Origin of the sequence: Streptomyces sp. NPDC047079, assembly GCF_040643755.1 — a bacterium.
GTDB lineage: Bacteria > Actinomycetota > Actinomycetes > Streptomycetales > Streptomycetaceae > Streptomyces.
In genome coordinates this window covers 22,178-40,819 of the sequence record NZ_JBEYUZ010000037.1, presented here as the reverse complement: position 1 = coordinate 40,819, position 18,642 = coordinate 22,178, and the positions used below count along the sequence as shown (strand labels likewise).

Annotated in this window: 18 protein-coding genes and 3 pseudogenes; 14 read left to right on the top strand and 7 right to left on the bottom strand. The window is 70.8% G+C overall.

All coding sequences use genetic code 11. The features are described from left to right. The 7 genes from glgB to ABZ823_RS28595 form a co-directional block, all read left to right on the top strand. Positions 1-1,044, top strand: a 1,044-nt coding sequence (glgB, locus tag ABZ823_RS28625; RefSeq protein WP_361665742.1) for a 1,4-alpha-glucan branching enzyme, incomplete at its 5' end; no start/stop codon positions are given. Between the two features lie 281 nt (positions 1,045-1,325). Beyond that, a complete protein-coding gene (locus tag ABZ823_RS28620; RefSeq protein WP_361665741.1) occupies positions 1,326-2,120 on the top strand; it encodes a SigB/SigF/SigG family RNA polymerase sigma factor in 795 nt (264 codons plus the stop codon). Between the two features lie 368 nt (positions 2,121-2,488). Next, a complete protein-coding gene (locus tag ABZ823_RS28615) occupies positions 2,489-3,160 on the top strand; it encodes a UdgX family uracil-DNA binding protein (RefSeq protein ID WP_361665740.1) in 672 nt (223 codons plus the stop codon). 131 nt (positions 3,161-3,291) lie between these two features. Then, the gene (locus ABZ823_RS28610) at positions 3,292-3,498 is read left to right on the top strand and encodes a hypothetical protein (protein ID WP_361665739.1); all 207 of its coding nucleotides are present in this window, start codon (positions 3,292-3,294) and stop codon (positions 3,496-3,498) included. A 142-nt stretch (positions 3,499-3,640) separates the two neighbouring features. Next, positions 3,641-4,321, top strand: a complete 681-nt coding sequence (locus ABZ823_RS28605) for an ABC transporter permease (protein ID WP_361665738.1) — start codon at positions 3,641-3,643, stop codon at positions 4,319-4,321. Continuing rightward, the gene (locus ABZ823_RS28600; RefSeq protein ID WP_361665743.1) at positions 4,318-4,989 is read left to right on the top strand and encodes an ABC transporter permease subunit; all 672 of its coding nucleotides are present in this window, start codon (positions 4,318-4,320) and stop codon (positions 4,987-4,989) included. The genes ABZ823_RS28605 and ABZ823_RS28600 overlap by 4 nt, the downstream gene beginning before the upstream one ends. Continuing rightward, positions 4,986-5,921, top strand: a complete 936-nt coding sequence (locus ABZ823_RS28595) for an ABC transporter substrate-binding protein (RefSeq protein ID WP_361665737.1) — start codon at positions 4,986-4,988, stop codon at positions 5,919-5,921. The genes ABZ823_RS28600 and ABZ823_RS28595 overlap by 4 nt, the downstream gene beginning before the upstream one ends. 49 nt (positions 5,922-5,970) lie before the next feature. On the opposite strand, the gene ABZ823_RS28590 is transcribed toward ABZ823_RS28595, so the two are convergent. From ABZ823_RS28590 to ABZ823_RS28570, 5 genes are all read right to left on the bottom strand, one after another. After that, positions 5,971-7,125 carry an ATP-binding cassette domain-containing protein gene (locus ABZ823_RS28590; RefSeq protein ID WP_361665736.1) on the bottom strand — a complete coding sequence of 385 codons (1,155 nt, stop codon included), beginning with the start codon at positions 7,123-7,125 and terminating at the stop codon, positions 5,971-5,973. Positions 7,126-7,147: 22 nt separating this feature from the next. Beyond that, positions 7,148-7,792: an LUD domain-containing protein gene (locus tag ABZ823_RS28585; protein ID WP_361665735.1), complete on the bottom strand. Its 645-nt coding sequence runs from the start codon at positions 7,790-7,792 to the stop codon at positions 7,148-7,150. Beyond that, positions 7,789-9,273, bottom strand: coding sequence for a LutB/LldF family L-lactate oxidation iron-sulfur protein (locus ABZ823_RS28580; protein WP_361665734.1), 1,485 nt, complete (start codon positions 9,271-9,273; stop codon positions 7,789-7,791). The genes ABZ823_RS28585 and ABZ823_RS28580 overlap by 4 nt, the downstream gene beginning before the upstream one ends. After that, a complete protein-coding gene (locus ABZ823_RS28575) occupies positions 9,270-10,061 on the bottom strand; it encodes a (Fe-S)-binding protein (protein WP_361665733.1) in 792 nt (263 codons plus the stop codon). The genes ABZ823_RS28580 and ABZ823_RS28575 overlap by 4 nt, the downstream gene beginning before the upstream one ends. A gap of 299 nt (positions 10,062-10,360) precedes the next feature. Beyond that, positions 10,361-11,068: an SDR family oxidoreductase gene (locus ABZ823_RS28570; RefSeq protein WP_361665732.1), complete on the bottom strand. Its 708-nt coding sequence runs from the start codon at positions 11,066-11,068 to the stop codon at positions 10,361-10,363. 103 nt (positions 11,069-11,171) lie between these two features. On the opposite strand from ABZ823_RS28570, the pseudogene ABZ823_RS28565 reads away from it, so the two are divergent. From ABZ823_RS28565 to ABZ823_RS28550, 4 genes and pseudogenes are all read left to right on the top strand, one after another. Further along, a pseudogene (locus ABZ823_RS28565) lies at positions 11,172-11,548 on the top strand (helix-turn-helix transcriptional regulator); the annotation flags it as partial. A gap of 142 nt (positions 11,549-11,690) precedes the next feature. Further along, positions 11,691-12,992 (top strand): alpha/beta fold hydrolase, encoded by a 1,302-nt coding sequence (locus ABZ823_RS28560; RefSeq protein ID WP_361665731.1) that lies wholly within the window; start codon positions 11,691-11,693, stop codon positions 12,990-12,992. Positions 12,993-13,134: 142 nt separating this feature from the next. Next, positions 13,135-13,245 (top strand): annotated as a pseudogene (locus ABZ823_RS28555) (PIG-L family deacetylase); the annotation flags it as partial. A gap of 128 nt (positions 13,246-13,373) precedes the next feature. Further along, positions 13,374-13,622 (top strand): annotated as a pseudogene (locus tag ABZ823_RS28550) (Tn3 family transposase); the annotation flags it as partial. An 80-nt stretch (positions 13,623-13,702) separates the two neighbouring features. Here the strand turns inward: ABZ823_RS28550 and ABZ823_RS28545 are convergent. Both ABZ823_RS28545 and ABZ823_RS28540 read right to left on the bottom strand, forming a co-directional pair. Continuing rightward, complete coding sequence (locus ABZ823_RS28545; RefSeq protein ID WP_361665730.1) at positions 13,703-14,563, bottom strand: ABC transporter permease; 861 nt, start codon at positions 14,561-14,563, stop codon at positions 13,703-13,705. Beyond that, the gene (locus tag ABZ823_RS28540; RefSeq protein ID WP_361665729.1) at positions 14,560-15,480 is read right to left on the bottom strand and encodes an ABC transporter ATP-binding protein; all 921 of its coding nucleotides are present in this window, start codon (positions 15,478-15,480) and stop codon (positions 14,560-14,562) included. The genes ABZ823_RS28545 and ABZ823_RS28540 overlap by 4 nt, the downstream gene beginning before the upstream one ends. A gap of 133 nt (positions 15,481-15,613) precedes the next feature. On the opposite strand from ABZ823_RS28540, the gene ABZ823_RS28535 reads away from it, so the two are divergent. From ABZ823_RS28535 to ABZ823_RS28525, 3 genes are all read left to right on the top strand, one after another. Next, complete coding sequence (locus ABZ823_RS28535) at positions 15,614-16,786, top strand: sensor histidine kinase (RefSeq protein ID WP_361665728.1); 1,173 nt, start codon at positions 15,614-15,616, stop codon at positions 16,784-16,786. Continuing rightward, the gene (locus ABZ823_RS28530; protein ID WP_361665727.1) at positions 16,783-17,439 is read left to right on the top strand and encodes a response regulator transcription factor; all 657 of its coding nucleotides are present in this window, start codon (positions 16,783-16,785) and stop codon (positions 17,437-17,439) included. The genes ABZ823_RS28535 and ABZ823_RS28530 overlap by 4 nt, the downstream gene beginning before the upstream one ends. Positions 17,440-17,811: 372 nt before the next feature. Continuing rightward, positions 17,812-18,633 carry a recombinase family protein gene (locus ABZ823_RS28525; protein ID WP_361665726.1) on the top strand — a complete coding sequence of 274 codons (822 nt, stop codon included), beginning with the start codon at positions 17,812-17,814 and terminating at the stop codon, positions 18,631-18,633. Positions 18,634-18,642: the final 9 nt, after the last annotated feature.

Below are 18,642 nucleotides of genomic sequence, written 5' to 3'. Positions count from 1 at the left end.
CACATCGACGGCCTGCGCGTGGACGCGGTCGCCTCGATGCTGTACCTGGACTACTCACGCGAGTACGGCCAGTGGCGGCCGAACGAGCACGGCGGGAACGAGAACCCGGACGCGGTCGCGTTCCTTCAGGAGATGAACGCCACGGTCTACCGCCGCTGCCCCGGGGTGATCACGATCGCCGAGGAGTCCACGGCCTGGGACGGAGTCACCCGCCCCACCGACCACGGCGGACTGGGTTTCGGACTGAAGTGGAACATGGGCTGGATGCATGACTCGCTCGTCTATGTGTCCAAGGACCCGGTACACCGCAAGTACCACCATCACGAGATGACGTTCTCGATGGTGTACGCCTACAGCGAGAACTACGTCCTGCCCATCTCCCACGACGAAGCGGTGCACGGCAAGCGGTCGCTGGTGTCGAAGATGCCCGGCGACTGGTGGCAGCAGCGCGCCGGCCTCCGCGCCTACCTGGGCTTCATGTGGTCCCACCCGGGCAAGCAACTCCTCTTCATGGGCCAGGAGTTCGCCCAGGGATCCGAGTGGTCCGAGGCGCACGGCCCCGACTGGTGGCTGCTCGACGCGGGTTACGGCGCCGCCGCCGACCACCGGGGCGTGCGCGACCTGGTCCGCGAGCTGAACACGGTCTACCACCGCACTCCGGCCCTGTGGCAGCGCGACACCGACCCGTCCGGGTTCCAGTGGGTGGTGGGGGACGCGGCCGACGACAACGTGTTCGCGTTCCTGCGCTTCGACGAGGAGGGCACGCCCCTGCTGGCGGTGTCGAACTTCTCGCCCGTCGTCCGCCACCACTACCGCCTGGACGTGCCCGACGACGTGCCGGCCTGGCACGAGGTCCTCAACACCGACGCGGCCCGCTACGGCGGCAGCGACGTACGCAACCCCGGCCCCGTGACGCCCGGGGTCGGCCCCGGGCGAGGCATCCGCCTCACGCTCCCACCGCTCGCCACCCTCTGGCTGCGTCCCGTCGCCGGGGTCCCTCCGACGGGGGCCGATAAATGCGCCGGGAATTCCCCCGGTGCATAAAATCCGCCCCGCACTCGTTTCCTCTCCTCCGGCGCATTTTCCCTGTCACTTTTCGGAACGACGGAGTTGCCGGGAGTCACGCCGGTGACCAACGAAATATCTCTCGTAAACGGTTTGGTGCCCGAAAAGTCGGGAATGGCTCGTTATGAGTGCTTCGGACAGGAGGCACCTCCGTGGTAACTGGCCCACCAGATCCCGGGTGTGTGGCTCCCCGCGCGGTCTGTGTGCACGGCCTCCCACGGTGACTGCCCAGTCAGCCCCTTCAGGGAGTTGAAAGCACCATGCGCATCACGGCCAAGTCGAAGCAACACCCCCATGACGACGCCCCCGACACCACCGACGCCTTCGCGTTCCTGCGCGAGCTGCCCGAGGGACCCGAGCGCCGGAACCTGCGCGACGAGATCGTCCGGTCGTGGCTGCCGATGGCCGATCGCATCGCCCGGCGCTACCGAGGCCGGGGCGAGTCGGTCGAGGACCTCTGCCAGGTCGCGGCACTGGGTCTGGTCAAGGCGGTCGACCGCTACGACCCGGACCGGGGGTACGCCTTCGAGAGCTACGCCATCCCCACCATCACCGGCGAGATCAAGCGGCACTTCCGCGACCACATGTGGGTCCTGCATGTGCCCCGCCGGGTCCAGGACCTGCGCAACCGGGTCCGGACGGCTGTCAAGGAGATGTCCCAGGAGACCCCCGGACACGGCCCGACGGTCGCCGAGATCGCCGAGCACGCACACCTCAGCGAAGAGGACGTCCGCGTGGGCCTGGAGGCCATGGACAGTTTCACCGCCCTGTCCCTGGACGCGGAGGTCGCGGGCAGCGACGACGGATACGCCCTCGGTGACGCCCTGGGCGCCTCCGACTCCGGGTACGACCTGATCGTCGACCGTGAGGCCGTCAAGCCATGTCTGCGATCACTGCCGGAACGTGAGCGCACCATCCTCTATCTGCGCTACTTCCGCGGGATGACCCAGAGCCGCATAGCGGACCAACTCGGTATTTCCCAGATGCACGTCTCTCGCCTGCTCAGCGGATGCTGCGCACGCGTACGCGAGGAGGCGCTCACCGATACCGGCTGACAGTGGCGATCCTGCCCTCGCCTCAATCGGTGACCGGCCATCCCGCCCATCGGGCCGGATCGCATCCGGCCGCCCGGCACGGCGACTCGTCGACCGGACGGCCATTTGCGGGCGGGCTCACTGCCGAACCCTCCCGGGAACGGCTTGGCAGTGCGCCGCTCCTTCCGGACTATCCGGGAGAGGGTATTTGAAACACGCTGCCCAGAGGGCAACGGCGCCGGATCGCAAGGATATTGACGGACAACTCTTCGATCGACTCTCCCTCCGGCTCGAAACGCCGTCATCGCCACTCCGTCGGGGGTGTGCGAACCGGAGGGAGGGGTACCCCGGGACCCGATCGGCACAGCGGGCCCGGAGGTGAGGCAGGCATGAGCCGTTCCGACGACGCCGGGGGGAACGCCTACGACGCGACCCCCTTCCTTCCGGACGGTGGCGGGCTCGACGCCTACCGGCGCGCGGCCGCGAACTGCCGGGGCTGCCCCCTGTACGAGAACGCCACCCAGACCGTGTTCGGCAAGGGAGACACCTCGGCGCGGGTCCTGCTGGTCGGAGAGCAGCCCGGCGACCAGGAGGACCGGCAGGGCGAGCCCTTCGTCGGACCGGCCGGCCGGCTGCTGGACAAGGCGCTGACGGAGGCGGGGATCGACCGGGGCGCGGCGTACGTCACCAACGCGGTCAAGCACTTCAAGTTCACCGTCGTTCCCGAACGCGGCAAGCGGCGCATCCACAAGACGCCGAGCCTGCGTGAGCTGAGCGCCTGCAAGCCCTGGCTGCGAGCGGAACTGGACCTGGTCCGCCCGGAGGTCGTGGTGGCCCTTGGCGCCACCGCGGGCAAGGCGCTGCTGGGCCCCTCGTTCCGGGTGACCAAGGACCGGGGGAGCCTGCTGACGATGCCCGACGCCGACGAGGAGCAGTATGTCGTTGCGACCGTGCACCCCTCGGCGATCCTGCGCGCCGACGACCGGGAGGCCGCGTACGCGGGTCTCGTCTCGGACCTGAAGGTGGTGGCACGGGCACTGAACGGGCACGCCCACGCGTGACCGAAGGTCCACATTCCGCCGCTTCCTGTGAAGGCGGTCCCGCGCTGACTGCGTCCAGCCGTCCCGCGATGACCGCGTCCGGCCGGATGACGACCGCGTCTGGACGGACGATCTCCGGGTACCCGGCCGCCATGCGTACTCTCCTGGAGCGCCTGCCCTGGCGCAAGAAGCCGACCCGCACCGCCACCGAAGAGCTTCTCGATGAGGCGAAGCAGCAGGAGCTCGAGGACGACACCGACACCAGCCGGGACACCGGCGGGGCGGGCGACCCGATCACCCCGAGTCCGCACGCCAACCGCAAAACCGCCGAGGGCCGTCCCTCCGGCGGCGACTCCTGACCGGGCCCGTCGGCGAAGCGGACGGACCCCTGGGGCACGGTCCCGGCCGGGAAACCTGTCGGCGGCGACGCCGGACGCCGCCGCGCCCCGGACGGGTCACCACGACCTGCGGGCCTCCTCGTCCACCCGGTGCAATGGAGGCGTGACCACGCCCCCGAACGACTGTCTCGCCCGCAACGAGTGGATCTGCGGCGCCTATCTGCGCACCCGCCGCCATATCCTCCTCGACGCGGTGGCCCAGCATCTGCAACTGACCGTGGCCTCCGTGCTCATCGGTCTCGTCATCGCCGTGCCACTGGCCCTGCTGGCGCGCCGCTGGGGCGGGGTCGCCGGGCCCGTGCTCGCCGTCACCACGGTCCTCTACACCATTCCGTCCCTGGCGATGTTCTCGCTGCTCCTGCCCCTGTACGGGCTGTCGCCGGCGCTGGTGGTCGCCGGTCTCGTCCTGTACTCGCTCACCCTGCTCGTCCGGAACATCCTCGCGGGACTGCGCGCAGTCCCCGAGGAGACCCGACGGGCCGCCCACGGCATGGGATACGGCCCGATCCGGCTGCTGCTCACCGTGGAACTCCCGCTCGCCCTGCCCGCCGCCATGGCCGGGCTCCGCATCGCGACGGTCTCCGCGGTCTCCCTGGTCACCGTCGGGGCGATCGTCGGCTTCGGCGGACTCGGCAACCTGATCTACGCGGGCATGAACACGTACTTCAAGGCGCAGGTGCTGACCGCGTCCGTGCTGTGCGTGCTGATCGCCGTGGCCGCCGATCTGCTGCTGCTCGGCGTGCAGTGGCTGATCACACCCTGGGCGAGGGCGGCACGCGGATGAGGACCCTCGGCGAGGCCTGGCACTGGCTGACCGACCCCGCTCACTGGGCGGGCGACGACGGCATCGGGCACCGGCTGACGCAGCATGTCCTCCTCACCGTGAGCTGTCTGATCATCAGCTGTGCGATCGCCCTGCCGATTGCGCTGGTCCTCGGCCACCTCGGCAGGGGCGGCGCGCTCGCCGTCAACATCTCCAACGTCGGCCGTGCCGTGCCCACCTTCGCCGTGCTGGTGCTTCTGCTGCTCACCCCGCTCGGCCGCTGGGGGCAGGGGCCCACCGTCGTGGCCCTCGTCCTGTTCGCCGTACCGCCCCTGCTGACCAACACCTACGTCGGCATGCGGGAGGTCGACCGCAGTGTGGTGCGGGCGGCGCGGGGGATGGGGATGACCGGCCGGCAGACGCTGCTCCGCGTGGAACTCCCCCTGTCGCTCCCGATGGTCCTGAACGGGGTGCGGATCGCCGCCGTACAGCTCGTCGCGACCGCCACGATCGCCGCGCTCGCGGGCGGAGGCGGACTCGGCCGGATCATCACCGCCGGGTTCAACCTGGCGAGCACGCCGCAGGTGGTGGCCGGTGCGCTCCTGGTGGCGGCGCTGGCACTGACCGTGGAGGGGGTCTTCGAGGCAGTCGAGCGGCTGGTCCCGCTCCGGGCCGAAGGCTCGCGATGAGACGGTGCGCGGTGGCCGCGTGCCTGCTCCTCCTCGTCGGCTGCGCCACCGGCCCGTCCCTGGAGACCCGGGACCGGGTCACCGCGCCGCCCGGCGACAGCAGCCATCTGACGGTCGGCTCGGCCGGCTTCACCGAGAGCGACCTGCTCGCCCACATGTACACACTGCTCCTGGACCAGGCCGGCTACAAGACGTCCATGATCACCGTCGCCAACCGGGAGCTGTACGAACCCGCCCTGGAATCGGGGCAGATCGACGTCGTCCCCGAGTACGCGGCCACCTTCGCGGACTGGCTCAACGCCAGGACCCACGGCCCCGACGCTCCTCCCGTCGGTTCGCCGGACCTCGACACCACGATGAAGGCCCTGCGCAGGCTCGCTGCGCCCCGCGGTCTCGCCGTGCTCGCTCCCGGCCGGGCGGTCGACCAGAACGCCTTCGCGGTGACCGGGGCGTACGCCCGTGAGCACCACCTGAAGACGCTGAGCGACCTCGGCAGGTCCGGCGTGAGAGTGCGGCTCGCGGCAGGCGACGAGTGCGTACGACGACCGTACTGCGCACCGGGGTTGAGGAAGGTGTACGGCATCGACGTCACCGGCGTCGACCCCAAGGGCGTCGGCACCACCCAGGCCAAACGGGCCGTGCAGAGCGGACGGGACCAGATGGTGCTGACCACCACCACGGACGCGACCCTGGACGCGTTCGGGCTCGTCCTGCTCGCCGACGACAGACATCTCCAGAACGCGGACTACATCGTCCCGGTCGTGAGCCGCTCCCGTGCGGGCGGCGCACGCGTCACCAAGGCACTCGGCGCCCTCAACTCCGTTCTCACCACCAGGGATCTCGCGTCGATGAACGAACGGGTCGACCGTCGGCGGCGGCTCCCGCAGGACGTGGCCCGCGCCTATCTCGAGGACAAGGGCCTGCTGAAGTGACGGGGCACCGACGCCGTCGGCCGGCCGGACGCGCCGACGGCGAGGCTTCTCACGCGTCCGCCACCGACTCGTACGGCACCTCCCGCCGGGAGACGCCCCGCGCGTCCGCGTCCACCGAGCGGCGCAGGGCCTCATGGAGTTTGGCCGGGGTCAGAACCCCGAGAAATCGTGTCCCGTCCAGCACCGCCACCCATCCGGCGTCGTGCTGGAGCATCACCCCGAACGCCTGCTTCAGCGGAGCGCCCACCGGTACCCAGGAGTTCATCCGGTGCGCGTGGTCGCGGACCAGGCCGCCCCCGGCCAGCTCCTCGACGCCGGCCCAGCCGTGCAGATCGCCGGCGGTGTCCAGCACGACCGCCCAGCGCGCCCCCTGTGCGCGCAGCCGGGCCGCCGCCCGACCGGTGGGCTCGTCCAGCCGTGCGACGGGCGGCTGCTCCAGGTCGCTCGGCTCGATCTCGGTCACCGACAGCCGCTTCAGACCCCGGTCCGCGCCCACGAACGCGGCGACGCCCGGCGTCGCGGGTCTGCCCAGCACCGCCCCGGGCGTGTCGAACTGCTCGACGCGGCCCTGCCCGTACACCGCGACCCGGTCACCGAGCCCGACCGCCTCCTCGATGTCGTGCGTGACCAGCAGCACCGTCTTGCGCACGGCCGTCTGCATCCGCAGGAACTCCTCGTGCAACTGCTCCCGCACCACCGGGTCGACCGCGCCGAACGGCTCGTCCATCAGCAGCACCGGCGGATCGGCGGCCAGCGCCCGCGCCACCCCCACCCGTTGCCGCTGACCGCCGGACAACTGGTCCGGATAACGCGGCCCGTACGTCTTCGGGTCCAGGCCCACCAGGTCGAGCAGTTCCGCCGCGCGCGCCCGTGCCCTCGCCTTCTTCCAGCCGAGCAGGCAGGGCACGGTCGCGGTGTTGTCGAGCACGGTCCGGTGCGGGAACAGCCCGATCTGCTGGATCACATAACCGATGCGGCGCCGCAGCCGTACCGGATCGACGGTCGCGACGTCCTCGCCGCCCACGAAGATCCGCCCCGAGGTCGGCTCGATCAGCCGGTTGACCATCATCATCGTGGTGGTCTTGCCGCAGCCGGACGGTCCGACGAGCGTGACGAGCTCGCCCTCGGCGATCTCGAAGGACAGGCCGTCGACGGCCGTCGTACCGTCCGGATACCGCTTGGTGACCTGCTCGAACCGGATCATTCCCTCACGCTAACGGCGCCGGTCACTCCTCGCTCACCAGCACGACCTCCAGGGTGCGCGGACCATGCACCCCCTCGACGCGGTCCAGCTCGATGTCACTGGTCGCGGACGGACCGGAGATCCAGGTCATCGGGCGTGTCGGGGCGAGCCGACGCAGGGCCTGCGGCACGGACGACACGACCTGGCCCGGAACCCGCACCACACAGATGTGGTGGTCGGGTACGAGGGTGATACGGCGGCGCCCCTGGTCCGGGGAAGCGTCCAGCACCAGGGTGCCGGTCTCGGCGATCGCGACCGCGCAGCCGGTGACCACGCTGTCGACGCGGTCGAGTTCGTGCGGGGTGCTCTCCGCCCGGTCGGGAACCTGCTCGACGCCCCTGAGCCAGTGGGACGGCAGTCCCGCGGGCACCAGCACGGTCCGCGCGCCGCGCGCCGCGAGAAGACCGGCCAGGATCGACGGCAGTCCCGGGGCGTCCGTCCGGTGCACGATCGCCCGGTAGTCCGCGAGGTTCTCCGCGAGCAGATCCACCGTCTCCGCCGGGGAGCGCTCGCCGTGCCGCTCCTGATAGTCCCGGGGAACGGCCTGCTCGTACGGCGTGTCGTCCTGGGGCACGTCCGCCAGCGCGCGCCGCACCCGGCCCAGGATCAGATCCCTGCTGCCGCTCACTGCGCCTCCTTCCCTCCGCGTGTGCGCTGCCACCAGTCGCGGAACGGTTCCGCGGGCACCGCCGGCAGGTCCCGGCTCGCGCTCCACGCCCTGCCGGGGCCCGGCAGCGTCCGCGGATGGAAGCGGCGGGAGCGCGACGCCAGGCGCTGGCCGGCGCGCAGTGCCCCGGGGTGGCTGAACGCCCAGCGCGCCGCCCGCATCGCCGCCCGCTCGGCGGCGTGTCCCTTCGCCGGCCTCAGCACGACCTTGTTCCCCGCCCGTGTCGCGGCCCCGCCCTCCACGACCCGCTCCCTCAGATGCACCAGCACCTCAGGGATGTCGATGGCGACCGGACACACGTCGTAGCAGGCGCCGCACAGCGAGGAGGCGTAGGGCAGCGAGGCGTCGATCGCGTTGTCGGCACCCCGGAGCTGGGGGCTGAGGATGGCGCCGATCGGTCCCGGGTACACCGAGCCGTAGGCGTGGCCGCCCGCCCGCTCGTACACCGGGCAGACGTTGAGACACGCCGAGCAGCGGATGCAGCGCAGGGCCTGGCGGCCGACCTGGTCGGCGAGCGTGTCGGTGCGCCCGTTGTCCAGCAGGACCAGATGGAAGGTCCGGGGGCCGTCCGCCGTGTCGGAGTCCGTGGTGCCCGTCCACATGCTCGTGTACGGGTTCATCCGCTCGGCCGTCGAGGAGCGGGGCAGCGTCTGAAGGAAGACCTCCAGATCCCGCCAGGTCGGCACGATCTTCTCGATGCCGACGACCGAGATCAGCGTCTCGGGGAGGGTGAGGCACATCCGCCCGTTGCCCTCCGACTCGACCACCACCAGCGTGCCCGTCTCCGCGACCATGAAGTTCGCACCGGAGACGGCGACCTTGGCGCGCAGGAACTTCTCGCGCAGGTGCAGCCGGGCCGCCTCGGCGAGTTCGGCCGGCGAATCGGTGAGGCCCTCGGGAGCCGGGCGGCCCCACGCGCCCATCTCCGAGCGGAAGATGTCCCTGATCTCGCCGCGGTTGCGGTGGATGGCCGGGACCAGGATGTGCGACGGCCGGTCCTTGCCCAACTGCACGATCAGCTCGGCGAGATCGGTCTCGTACGCCCGGATCCCCTCGGCCTCGAGCGCCTCGTTCAAGCCGATTTCCTGGGTGGCCATGGACTTGACCTTCACGACCTCCGACTCGCCGGTCGCCTTGACGAGTCGGGTGACGATCCGGTTGGCCTCGTCCGCGTCAACGGCCCAGTGGACGGTGCCACCGGCCGCCGTGACCGCCTCCTCCAACTGCACCAGATAGCGGTCGAGATGGCGCAGCGTATGGTCCTTGATCCGCCTGCCCGCCTCCCGCAGCTCCGCCCAGTCGGGCACCTCACGGACGGCCCTGGCCCGCTTGGCGCGGATGGTGTGCGTGGCGTGCCGCAGGTTCCCGCGCAGAGTCGGATTGGCGACGGCCTCCCGAGCGGCCTCGGGAAAGGCCGGCATCCCGACGAACGTCCCGCTCATGCGCTGCGCCCCTTCACCCGGTCGACGACGCTCATACCCAGCGGCTCCTCCTCCGTGCTCGCCAGGATCTCCGCGATGTGCACCGGCCGCATGCCGACGCGCAGCCGCGCCATCGTGCCGCCGATGTGCATGAGACAGGAGTTGTCGGCCGCGCAGAGCACTTCCGCGCCCGTGGACTCGGCGCTGCGCACCTTGTCGACGCCCATGGCCGCCGAGACGTCGGGGTTCTTCACGGCGAAGGTGCCGCCGAAGCCGCAGCACTCCTCCGCGCCGGGCAGTTCGATCAGGTCCAGTCCCTTCACGGCCCGGAGCAGCCGCACCGGGCGGTCGCCGAGCCGGAGGCTGCGCAGCCCGTGGCACGTGGGGTGGTAGGTCACCGGATGGGGGTAGTACGCCCCGACGTCCGTCACCCCCAGCACGTCCACCAGGAACTCCGTCAGTTCGTACGTCTTCGGGACGACGGGCGCCACCGTGGCCGCCAGCGTGTCGCCGCGGCCCTCGGCCCGTGCCCGCTCCCCCATCCGCGGATACAGCTCCCGCACCATCGCCGCGCAGGACCCGGACGGGGTCACGATCGCCTCATACCCCCCGAATACATCGGAGAACTGGACTGCGAGCGGCTCAGCCTCATGCCGGTAGCCGGTGTTGTAGTGGGCCTGCCCGCAACACGTCTGCGCCGACGGAAAGTCGACCTCGACGCCCAACCTGGTCAGGAGTTTGACTACGGCACGCCCGGTATCCGGATAGAGCGTGTCGTTGACGCAGGTCAGGAACAGAGCGACACGCATCGCGGCTCCTCGGGGTGGATCATCCGATGAGTGCAGGGTAATCGGCGGACGCGGCCTGGGGGAGACCCCGTCTCACGGCGCGGCGGGCCGGCGCTCCGTGTCGAGCCACCGCGCCGTATCACCCCGCGGCGCCGTTTCCACGGTCGTCGGGTCTCGGTGCGCGGACCGTCCACTCACGCGGCGCCATGGCACTCACCGTCTCACAACGGTGCCATGGCACTCATACCGTCGCGCGCGGCGCCATGGCACCAACACCGCCTCGCGCAGCGCCCGTACGTGCCCTTACCCCGTACGCGTCCCTACCAGGGAAGAGGGCCCTCCGCATCGAAGTAGCCCCCGGTTGGGCCGTCCGGGCCCACCAGTGCCATGCGGACGATGATCTCGGCGCCCTGCTCGACGGTCTGCGTGCCCGTGTGGTGGTTCAGGTCCGTGGCGGTGTAGCCGGGCTCCACCGCGTTGATCCGCATGTCCGGGAACGCCTTCGCGTACTGCACCGTGACCATGTTGACCGCCGCCTTGGACGCCGGATAGGCGACCCCGGGATAGCCGTAGGTGGGCGTGCCCGCGGCGGTGACCCTGGTCAGCGAGGCGAGGCCGCTGCTGACGTTGACCACCACGGGGGCGGCCGAGCGCCGCAGCAGCGGCAGGAAGGCGTGGGTGACGCGAACCAGACCGAAGACGTTCGTCTCGAACACCGTCCGCATCACGTCGGCGGTCGCCTCCGCGGCGCCGATCACGCCTCCGTCCGGTGTCCGGCCTTCGATACCGGCGTTGTTGACCAGGACGTCCAGTCCGCCGTCGGCCTCGATGGTCTTGGCCGCGGCCGTCACGGAGGCGTCGTCGGTGACGTCGAGCAGGACCGTCCGCGCGCCCAGCCGCTCGGCGGCCCTGCGTCCGCGTTCGGCGTCCCGGCTTCCCAGGTAGACGGTGTGCCCCGCCTCGACGAGTCGGCGGGCGGTCTCGAATCCGAGGCCCTTGTTGGCCCCGGTGATGAGTGTTGTCGTCATGCCTCAAGAGTGATGCGCGACCTCCCGCACAGCCAGGGGTCCCCTCTTCCTGCGACCACGGGTACCAGGAAGACGTCCCCTCCCTCGGTGCACCCCGGTCGGCATGGCGACGGCGGAGTTCGGCAAGGCGGTGTGCCGCTGGCGCGACCCGCGTCCGACCCGAGGCGGCCGGGCTGCCCTCCGGCGGGCAGCGGCGCGCCCGGGCTGCTCCACGAGGAGCTGGCCCTGCCGGCCGGGATCTCCGTCGACTACGTCACCCGCCTCGAACAGGGCCGCGCGATCCACCCCTCCGCCCAGGTCGTCGAAGCCCTGTGCAGGGCCCGGCGGCCGAGGGGAACCGAGCGCGAGCACCTCTTCCGGCTCGCGGGACTGACGCCGCCGGGCCCGGACACCGTGCCCGCGCACCTCACCCCGAGTCTCCAACGGCTCCTGGACCGGCTGACGGGAACACCCGTCGCCGTCTACGACGCATCCTGGACGAGCGCGGCGGGTTCGTCGTAGGGATGTCCGACACCGGCTGAGCGGCCGGTCGGTAAGCGCTTCTCGATCCCCGGGGGCGGAAGCCGCCCGACCATGTGCTGAACTGGCACGCGTCCTGCATCCGTCCGTCCCGGGAGCCCCATTGAGTCTCAGCTACCGTCACCCCGGTGTCGTCCTCACCGACCGGCGCTTCATCGTGCCCCTCGACCACGACACCCCCGACGGGGAGACGATCGAGCTGTACGCACGGGAGGCCGTCGCCAGCGACAAGGCGGGGGCCGACCTGCCCTGGCTGGTGTATCTCCAGGGCGGTCCCGGCTTCGGGGCGAATCGTTTCATCGGAAAGCAGGCGTGGCTGGGCCGCGCCTTGGAGGAGCACCGCGTGCTGCTCCTGGACCAGCGGGGCACCGGAGCCTCCACGCCCGCCAACCGCCAGACGCTCCCGCTGCGCGGAGGGCCCCGCGAGCAGGCCGACTACCTCGTCCGCTTCCGTGCCGACTCCATCGTCCGCGACTGCGAGGCCATCCGCCCCCAGCTCACCGGCGGCGCCCCCTGGACGGTCCTCGGGCAGAGCTTCGGCGGCTTCTGCGCCGTGCACTACCTCTCCACGGCCCCCGAGGGCCTGCGTGCCGCCCTGATCACCGGTGGGCTGCCCTCCCTCGACGCACACGCGGACGACGTCTACCGGGCCGCCTACCCCCGGATCGAACGCAAGGTCGCCGCCCACTACGCCCGCTACCCGCAGGACGTCGAACGCGCCCGTCGTATCGCCGAGTACCTGCTCCAGCACGAGCCCGTCCTGAACGGCGGCTACCGGCTCACCGTCGAGGCGTTCCAGTCCCTCGGCATCCTCCTCGGCGGCGGTGAGGGCAGCCACCGCCTCCACTTCCTCCTCGAGAACGCCTTCGTGCGCACCGCCCGGGGACCCGCGCTCTCGGACGCCTTCCAGGAGGAGGTACAGGCCCTCCTGTCGTACGCGGGCCACCCGCTGTACGCGCTGGTCCACGAGGCGATCTACGGCCAGGACGACCGCCCCACCGCCTGGTCCGCGGAGCGGGTACGCGCGCAGTTCCCGCAGTTCGACGCGGAGAAGGCACTCGCGGGCGACGGCCGGGTGCTGTTCACGGGCGAGTCCGTGCACCCCTGGATGTTCGAGACCGACCCGGCGCTTCGCCCCCTGCGCGAGACCGCGCACCTGCTCGCCGAGCGCACCGACTGGACGCCGCTGTACGACCGCGCCCGCCTCGCCGCGAACGAGGTGCCGGTGGCGGCGGCGGTCTACCACGACGACATGTACGTCGAAACCGCCCACGCCCTGGAGACGGCCCGCTCGATCCGCGGCCTGCGCACCTGGGTGACGGACGAGTTCGAACACGACGGCGTCCGCGCGGGCGGCCCCCGCGTCCTCGACCGCCTGCTGGCGCTGTCGCGGGACGAGGTTTGACCGAGGACCGGACCGGTGGACCGGGGCCGGCGCCTTGCTCGCCCCGATCCACGGGCAGTTCCCCGCCGCTTCCCAGCCCTGGTCCGCGAGGAGTTCCCCGGCACCCCCCACCGGCCGCGGCAGTCGCCGCTAGCCTGCGACCATGAAGGAGCCGCGGAACGACCAGCTCGAACCCATGGCCGACGACTGGCGGCGCGCTCTCGCCGTGGTCGCCCATCCCGACGGCCTCGAGTACGGCTGCGCCGCGGCGATCGGCGTCCGCTGGGTCGCCGTCGCCGGTTCCTCGACGCCGACCCACGCCTGGAGGCCCTGTTCTCCCGAAGCTACGGCGAAGTGACAAGTAGCTCTCTGTAGCGGATCTGGGGTGTGCTTGTCAGGACTCTGCGCGCGGCGCTGGTGCGGCTGGTCAACGCCACCTTCGCCGCTCGCGAGGCCGCGTGGTGGGGCGAGGGCACCGCCTGCGCGAGCGACTCCAAGAAGTTCGGCTCCTGGAGCTCGAACTTCATGACCGAGTGGCACCAGCGGTACCGCGGCCCCGGCGTGATGATCTACTGGCACGTCGAGAAGAAGTCGCTGTGCGTCTACAGCCAGCTCAAGTCCTGCTCGGCCTCGGAGGTCGCCGCGATGATCCGTACGGGGGCCGGGCACCGTGGACGCCGCGGCGGCGAGGGCGAGGTGTGTACATCTATGGCAGCCAGGCCCCTGCGTGCTCACAGATCGTGCCGGCGGACGGCGACCACAGCGACGACTGCTGCGGCGAGGGGCCAAGCCGCGTACACGATCCACGACCCGCTGATCGTCGCCGGGTAGGGGGCCGATCCGAAGGGGTCGCCCATCTGCACCAGTCGTTCCCACGCACTGCGGGGCAGCGCGTGAAGGATGGCGGACGACCAGCGGTGGCGGTCGTTGAGGAGGAACGGCAGCAGCAGAAGAATGCCGGTGAACGTCACGAGGGTGGTTGCGGTGTGCCGGATGAGGGCACCGAGGCCCATCCCGACGAGCGCGCACACCGGAGCGAGCAGAGCGGACGCCGCGACGGCGCGGAGCGCGCCGGGGTAGCCGAGGGACAGGCCGATGCCCCGACCGGACAGGATGGCCTGTGTCACGCCGAACGAGGTTCCCGCGACGACCGTGCCGTAGACGAGCATGACTGCCGTCACGACGGCCATCTTGGCCGCTACGACCGATCGGCGGGCCGGTACCGCCGCGAAAGTCGTGCGGATCTGTCCACTGCTGTACTCGCCGACGACCGTCAGGGCGCCGATGCTGCCAGTGGCGAGTATCAGGACCATGCAGGCGCCGATGGTGAAGGCGTCCCGCATGGCCCAGATCGGAACGAAGAGGGCCCGGATCCCTTCGTTGTAGGTCGGCCAGTTGTTGTAGTCCGCGACGGCCGCGCTGATGTTGATGGCGATGATGACCAGCGCGCTGACCCCGAACGCCCAGGAAATAGACCGCAGCGACCAGAGTTTGATCCACTCGGCGGCAAGGAGGTCCCGGAAGCGGGCGCCGGGCTCGGCGGCGCGCACGGCGGTCGAGACCCCCGTCTGCTGTGTGGTGGTCGAGGTCATCGGGATTCTCCTGCGAGGTATTCGACGCTGTCGGCGGTGAGTTCCATGAACGCCTCCTCCAGCGAGGAGGTGCGGGTGGCCAACTCAAGGAGCACGATGCGGTGGTGGGAGGCAAGTTCCCCGATGCGGGCCGCGCTCAGGCCGGTCACGGTGAGCCACTCCTCTGCGCCCGAGGCGTCCGGCTGTACCGAAGCGCCCTCGGCTTCGAGCACAGCTGCCAGCGCGGTGCTGTCGGGTGTCCGCACGGTCACGCTCTGGCGGGTTCCGCGGGCCGCGAACTCCGCCACGCTCTCGTCGGCGATCAGCTCACCCCGGCCGATGACGATCAGGTGCTCGGCGGTGTTCTGCATCTCGCTCATCAGGTGGCTGGAGACGAACACGGTGCGCCCCTCGGCGGCCAGTCGCCTGAACAGGCCGCGTACCCACCGCACGCCCTCCGGGTCCAGGCCGTTGACCGGCTCGTCGAACAGCAGTACCGGAGGGTCGCCGAGCAGAGCCGTGGCGATGCCGAGCCGCTGCTTCATGCCCAGGGAGAACCCGCCGATGCGACGCCGGGCCGCAGGAGCCAGTCCTACCTCCTCAAGGACCTCGTCCACCCGGCTCCGCGGGATACCGTTGCTGCGGGCCAGGGCGGACAGATAGGCCACTGCGCTGCGACCGCCATGGACGTCATGGGCGTCGAGCAGGGCACCGACGTGACGCAGGCCGCGCGGGTGGTCCCGGAACAGGTGACCGTCGATGGTGGCGGTGCCGCTGGTGGGTTCGGTCAAGCCGAGGAGCATGCGCAGCGTGGTGCTCTTGCCGGCACCGTTGGGACCGAGGAACCCGGTGACGTGCCCGGGACGCACGGTGAAAGTCAGGCCCTTGACGGCAGTGGCCTTGCCATATCGCTTGGTCAGTTCGTTGACTTCGATCACCCGGCCAACGGTGCCGGGGAGAGCGTCCGTCCGGCATCGGCCCGTCGGCTGCACTCGCGGGACGCCTGGTATCCCGTGGGCGTACGCCCACGGGCCAATGTTCCGCCGCTGGTCAGGCGATTACGATCGCCCCATGTCCGCCAAGCCGCGTCCCCTGCTGTCCTGGCACCTGCGGCCGGCCGCGCGGGCGGCTCTGGCCTGGTGCGGGGCGATCGCCTACCCCTTCGCACTGTTCTTCGCAGCACGCGGCACGCCCTTCGACTCCCCCGGCTTGCCCTCCGTCTCGGCGGCCGCGGTCACGGTCCTGCCTCTCGGACTGCTGCGCCGCCGCCCACTGCCGACCCTGGCACTGATGCTCCTGGGTACGTACATCACGGCGACCACAACCCCGTTCTGGCAGGTCGTGTATCTGCTGGTTCTGGCGAACGACCTCGCCATCGGATACATCGTGGCCACCCGGCCTCGCCGCATCGCGGTCACCGCTGCCATCACGACGCTCGGCGTACAAGTCGCCTTTGCCGCACGCCTCGGGACCGGGACGGACGGCTTCGCCCGCACGGTCGTGGTCCTCCTCCTCGCCCTTGGCGCCGCCTGGATGACTGGCCATTCGGTTCGCGAACGCCGAGAGCACGCCGCGGCACTGCGCTCGCAGACCGCCGCCCAGGCCGTCGCTGCCGAACGGCTCCGGATCGCCCGTGAGCTGCACGACATGATCGCGCACAGCATCGGCGTCATCGCCATCCAGGCAGGCGTGGGCCGCCGGGTCATCGACACACAGCCGGACGAGGCCCGCAACGCGCTGGCCACCATCGAAGACACCAGCAGGGAAACCCTCGCCGGGCTGCGGCGCACCCTGGGCGCACTGCGCCGCACCGAACCGGGCCCTGGGGCGGAGGCCGCGCCGCGCGAGCCTGCCCCGGGGCTGGCCGACCTCGACCGGCTGACCGCGTCAACGAAGGACGCGGGCATCCATGTCGACGTGCGATGGCTCGGAGAACGACGGCCCCTACCCCCCGATATCGACCTGGCCGCTTTCCGGATCGTGCAGGAAGCCCTCACCAACGTCGTACGCCACGCGGACACCCCCGACTGCCGCGTCACCATCGGCTACCAAGACGGCGAACTGACCATCGAGGTCGCCGACGATGGCCGCGGCGGCTCCACCTCCGGCACCGGATACGGCATCACCGGAATGCGGGAACGCGTCAACCTGCTACGCGGCCAGTTCACCGCCGGGCCGCGACCCGAGGGCGGCTTTCGCGTGGCAGCCCGGCTCCCCCTCTCCGAAGGTGTGCACATCTCATGACGGTCCGCGTCGTGCTCGCCGACGACCAGCCATTGGTCCGCAGCGGTCTGCGCGTCCTGATGGCCGACGCGCCCGACATCGACGTCGTGGGAGAGGCCGGAACCGGCGCCGAAGCGGTCCAACTGGTCCGGAACACGGAGCCCGATGTGGCGGTGATGGACATCCGCATGCCAGGCATGGACGGCATCGAAGCCACCGGGCTGATCACGGCAGCCGCTGGAGCGACGCGCGTCCTTATCCTCACCACGTTCGACGACGACGAGTACATCTACGGTGCGCTCCGAGCGGGTGCGAGCGGATTCCTCGTCAAGGACATGGCACTGGACGACATCCTCGGGGCGATCCGCGTGGTCGCCGCCGGAGACGCCCTGATCGCCCCGAGCGTCACGCGCCGCCTGATCGCAGAGTTCGCCGCCCGCCCCGAACCAGCCCCGCATCCACGACCGGTCGGGAACATCACCGAGCGGGAACGCGAGGTACTGACCCTCGTCGGGCGCGGCATGTCCAACAGCGAGATCGCCGCCCACCTCTACATCAGCGTGGCCACCGCAAAGGCACACATAGCGCGGCTACTCACCAAACTCGAAGCCCGCGACCGGGTCCAACTTGTCATCACGGCCTACGAGATCGGCCTGGTAACGCCACCTCGCTGAACACCAAGCATCTCAGTTACCGAAGCTCGCCGGCCGAAGCAACGTGGCCCGAACTCTCATAAACGGTCCTTTGCCAGAGCGAGACCACCCGGGGGTCGGGACGGTCCTCCGGACCCCCGGATCGGATCGCACAACTCGTTCTCACTCAAAAGCGGGGGCGACCCCCTTGTGAGAGTCGCATTGTGCGAAAATCCCGACCCATCGGACCCTCACACCGCGCCCCGGTCCGATGCGGACGACATCGAGCGCCACCCGTGCCCGCGCTGCGGCGCCGAGCGTGGATCACCCTGCCGCTCGCGCGGCGGCGCGGTCGCCGGCACCTACCACACCGGCCGTTTCACCAAAGTGCCCCGGCTCGCGAAGCTCCTGCGGGTGCCGACCCCGGCCGACCGCGGACCGGGACAACCGTGGCGGCCCGGCACCCCGCCTCCTGCGCCGATCGACCCCGACACGCCGACCGCCGACATTCGGATCGGCTACGCACGCTGCTCGACCCTCGGCCAGGAACTCGACTCCCAGCTCGACGCACTCGCGGCCAAGAACATCCCACGGGACAAGATCTTCGCCGAGAAGATCAGCACCCGGGTACGGGTCCGCCCCCAGTTCGAGGCCGCCCTCACCACCGCCCGCGACATCAAGGCCCACGCCCCGCACTGTCGGGTGATCCTCACCGTGTACGAGATGAAGCGACTTGGCCGCGACGCCGCCGAACTCACCGCGCTCGCCGACCACCTGTCCGCCCACGGCCTAGTGCTGGAGATGCTCGCCGGACCGCTCGCGGGGATGTACGACCCCAGCGGCCACGGCAGGCTGCTGTTCGCATTCTTCGCGGCGATGGCCGAGACGGAACGGGAGAACATCCGGGAGCCGACCCTGGAAGGGCTCGACGCCGCGGCCCGCAAGGGCAAGCACGGCGGCCGGCCCCCGGTCATCACCGAGGACATGCTGCACACCGTGCTGCGGCGCCGGGCACTCGGCGAGTCCGTCGAGCAGATCCAACCGGACCTGATCATCCCCACCGGCAAACGCAAGGGACAGAACCCCTCCGTCGCCAGCATCTACCGGGCGCTCGCCGAGCACGCCAAGCGCGAGGCGTACCCCGAAGCCGTCGAACTGGCCCACGCCGACTTCGCCGCCCTTCAGGCCGGCGAACTCCCCGGCCCACGCACGGCGACCATGGAAGAGGCTCGGTGACGGTGGCAC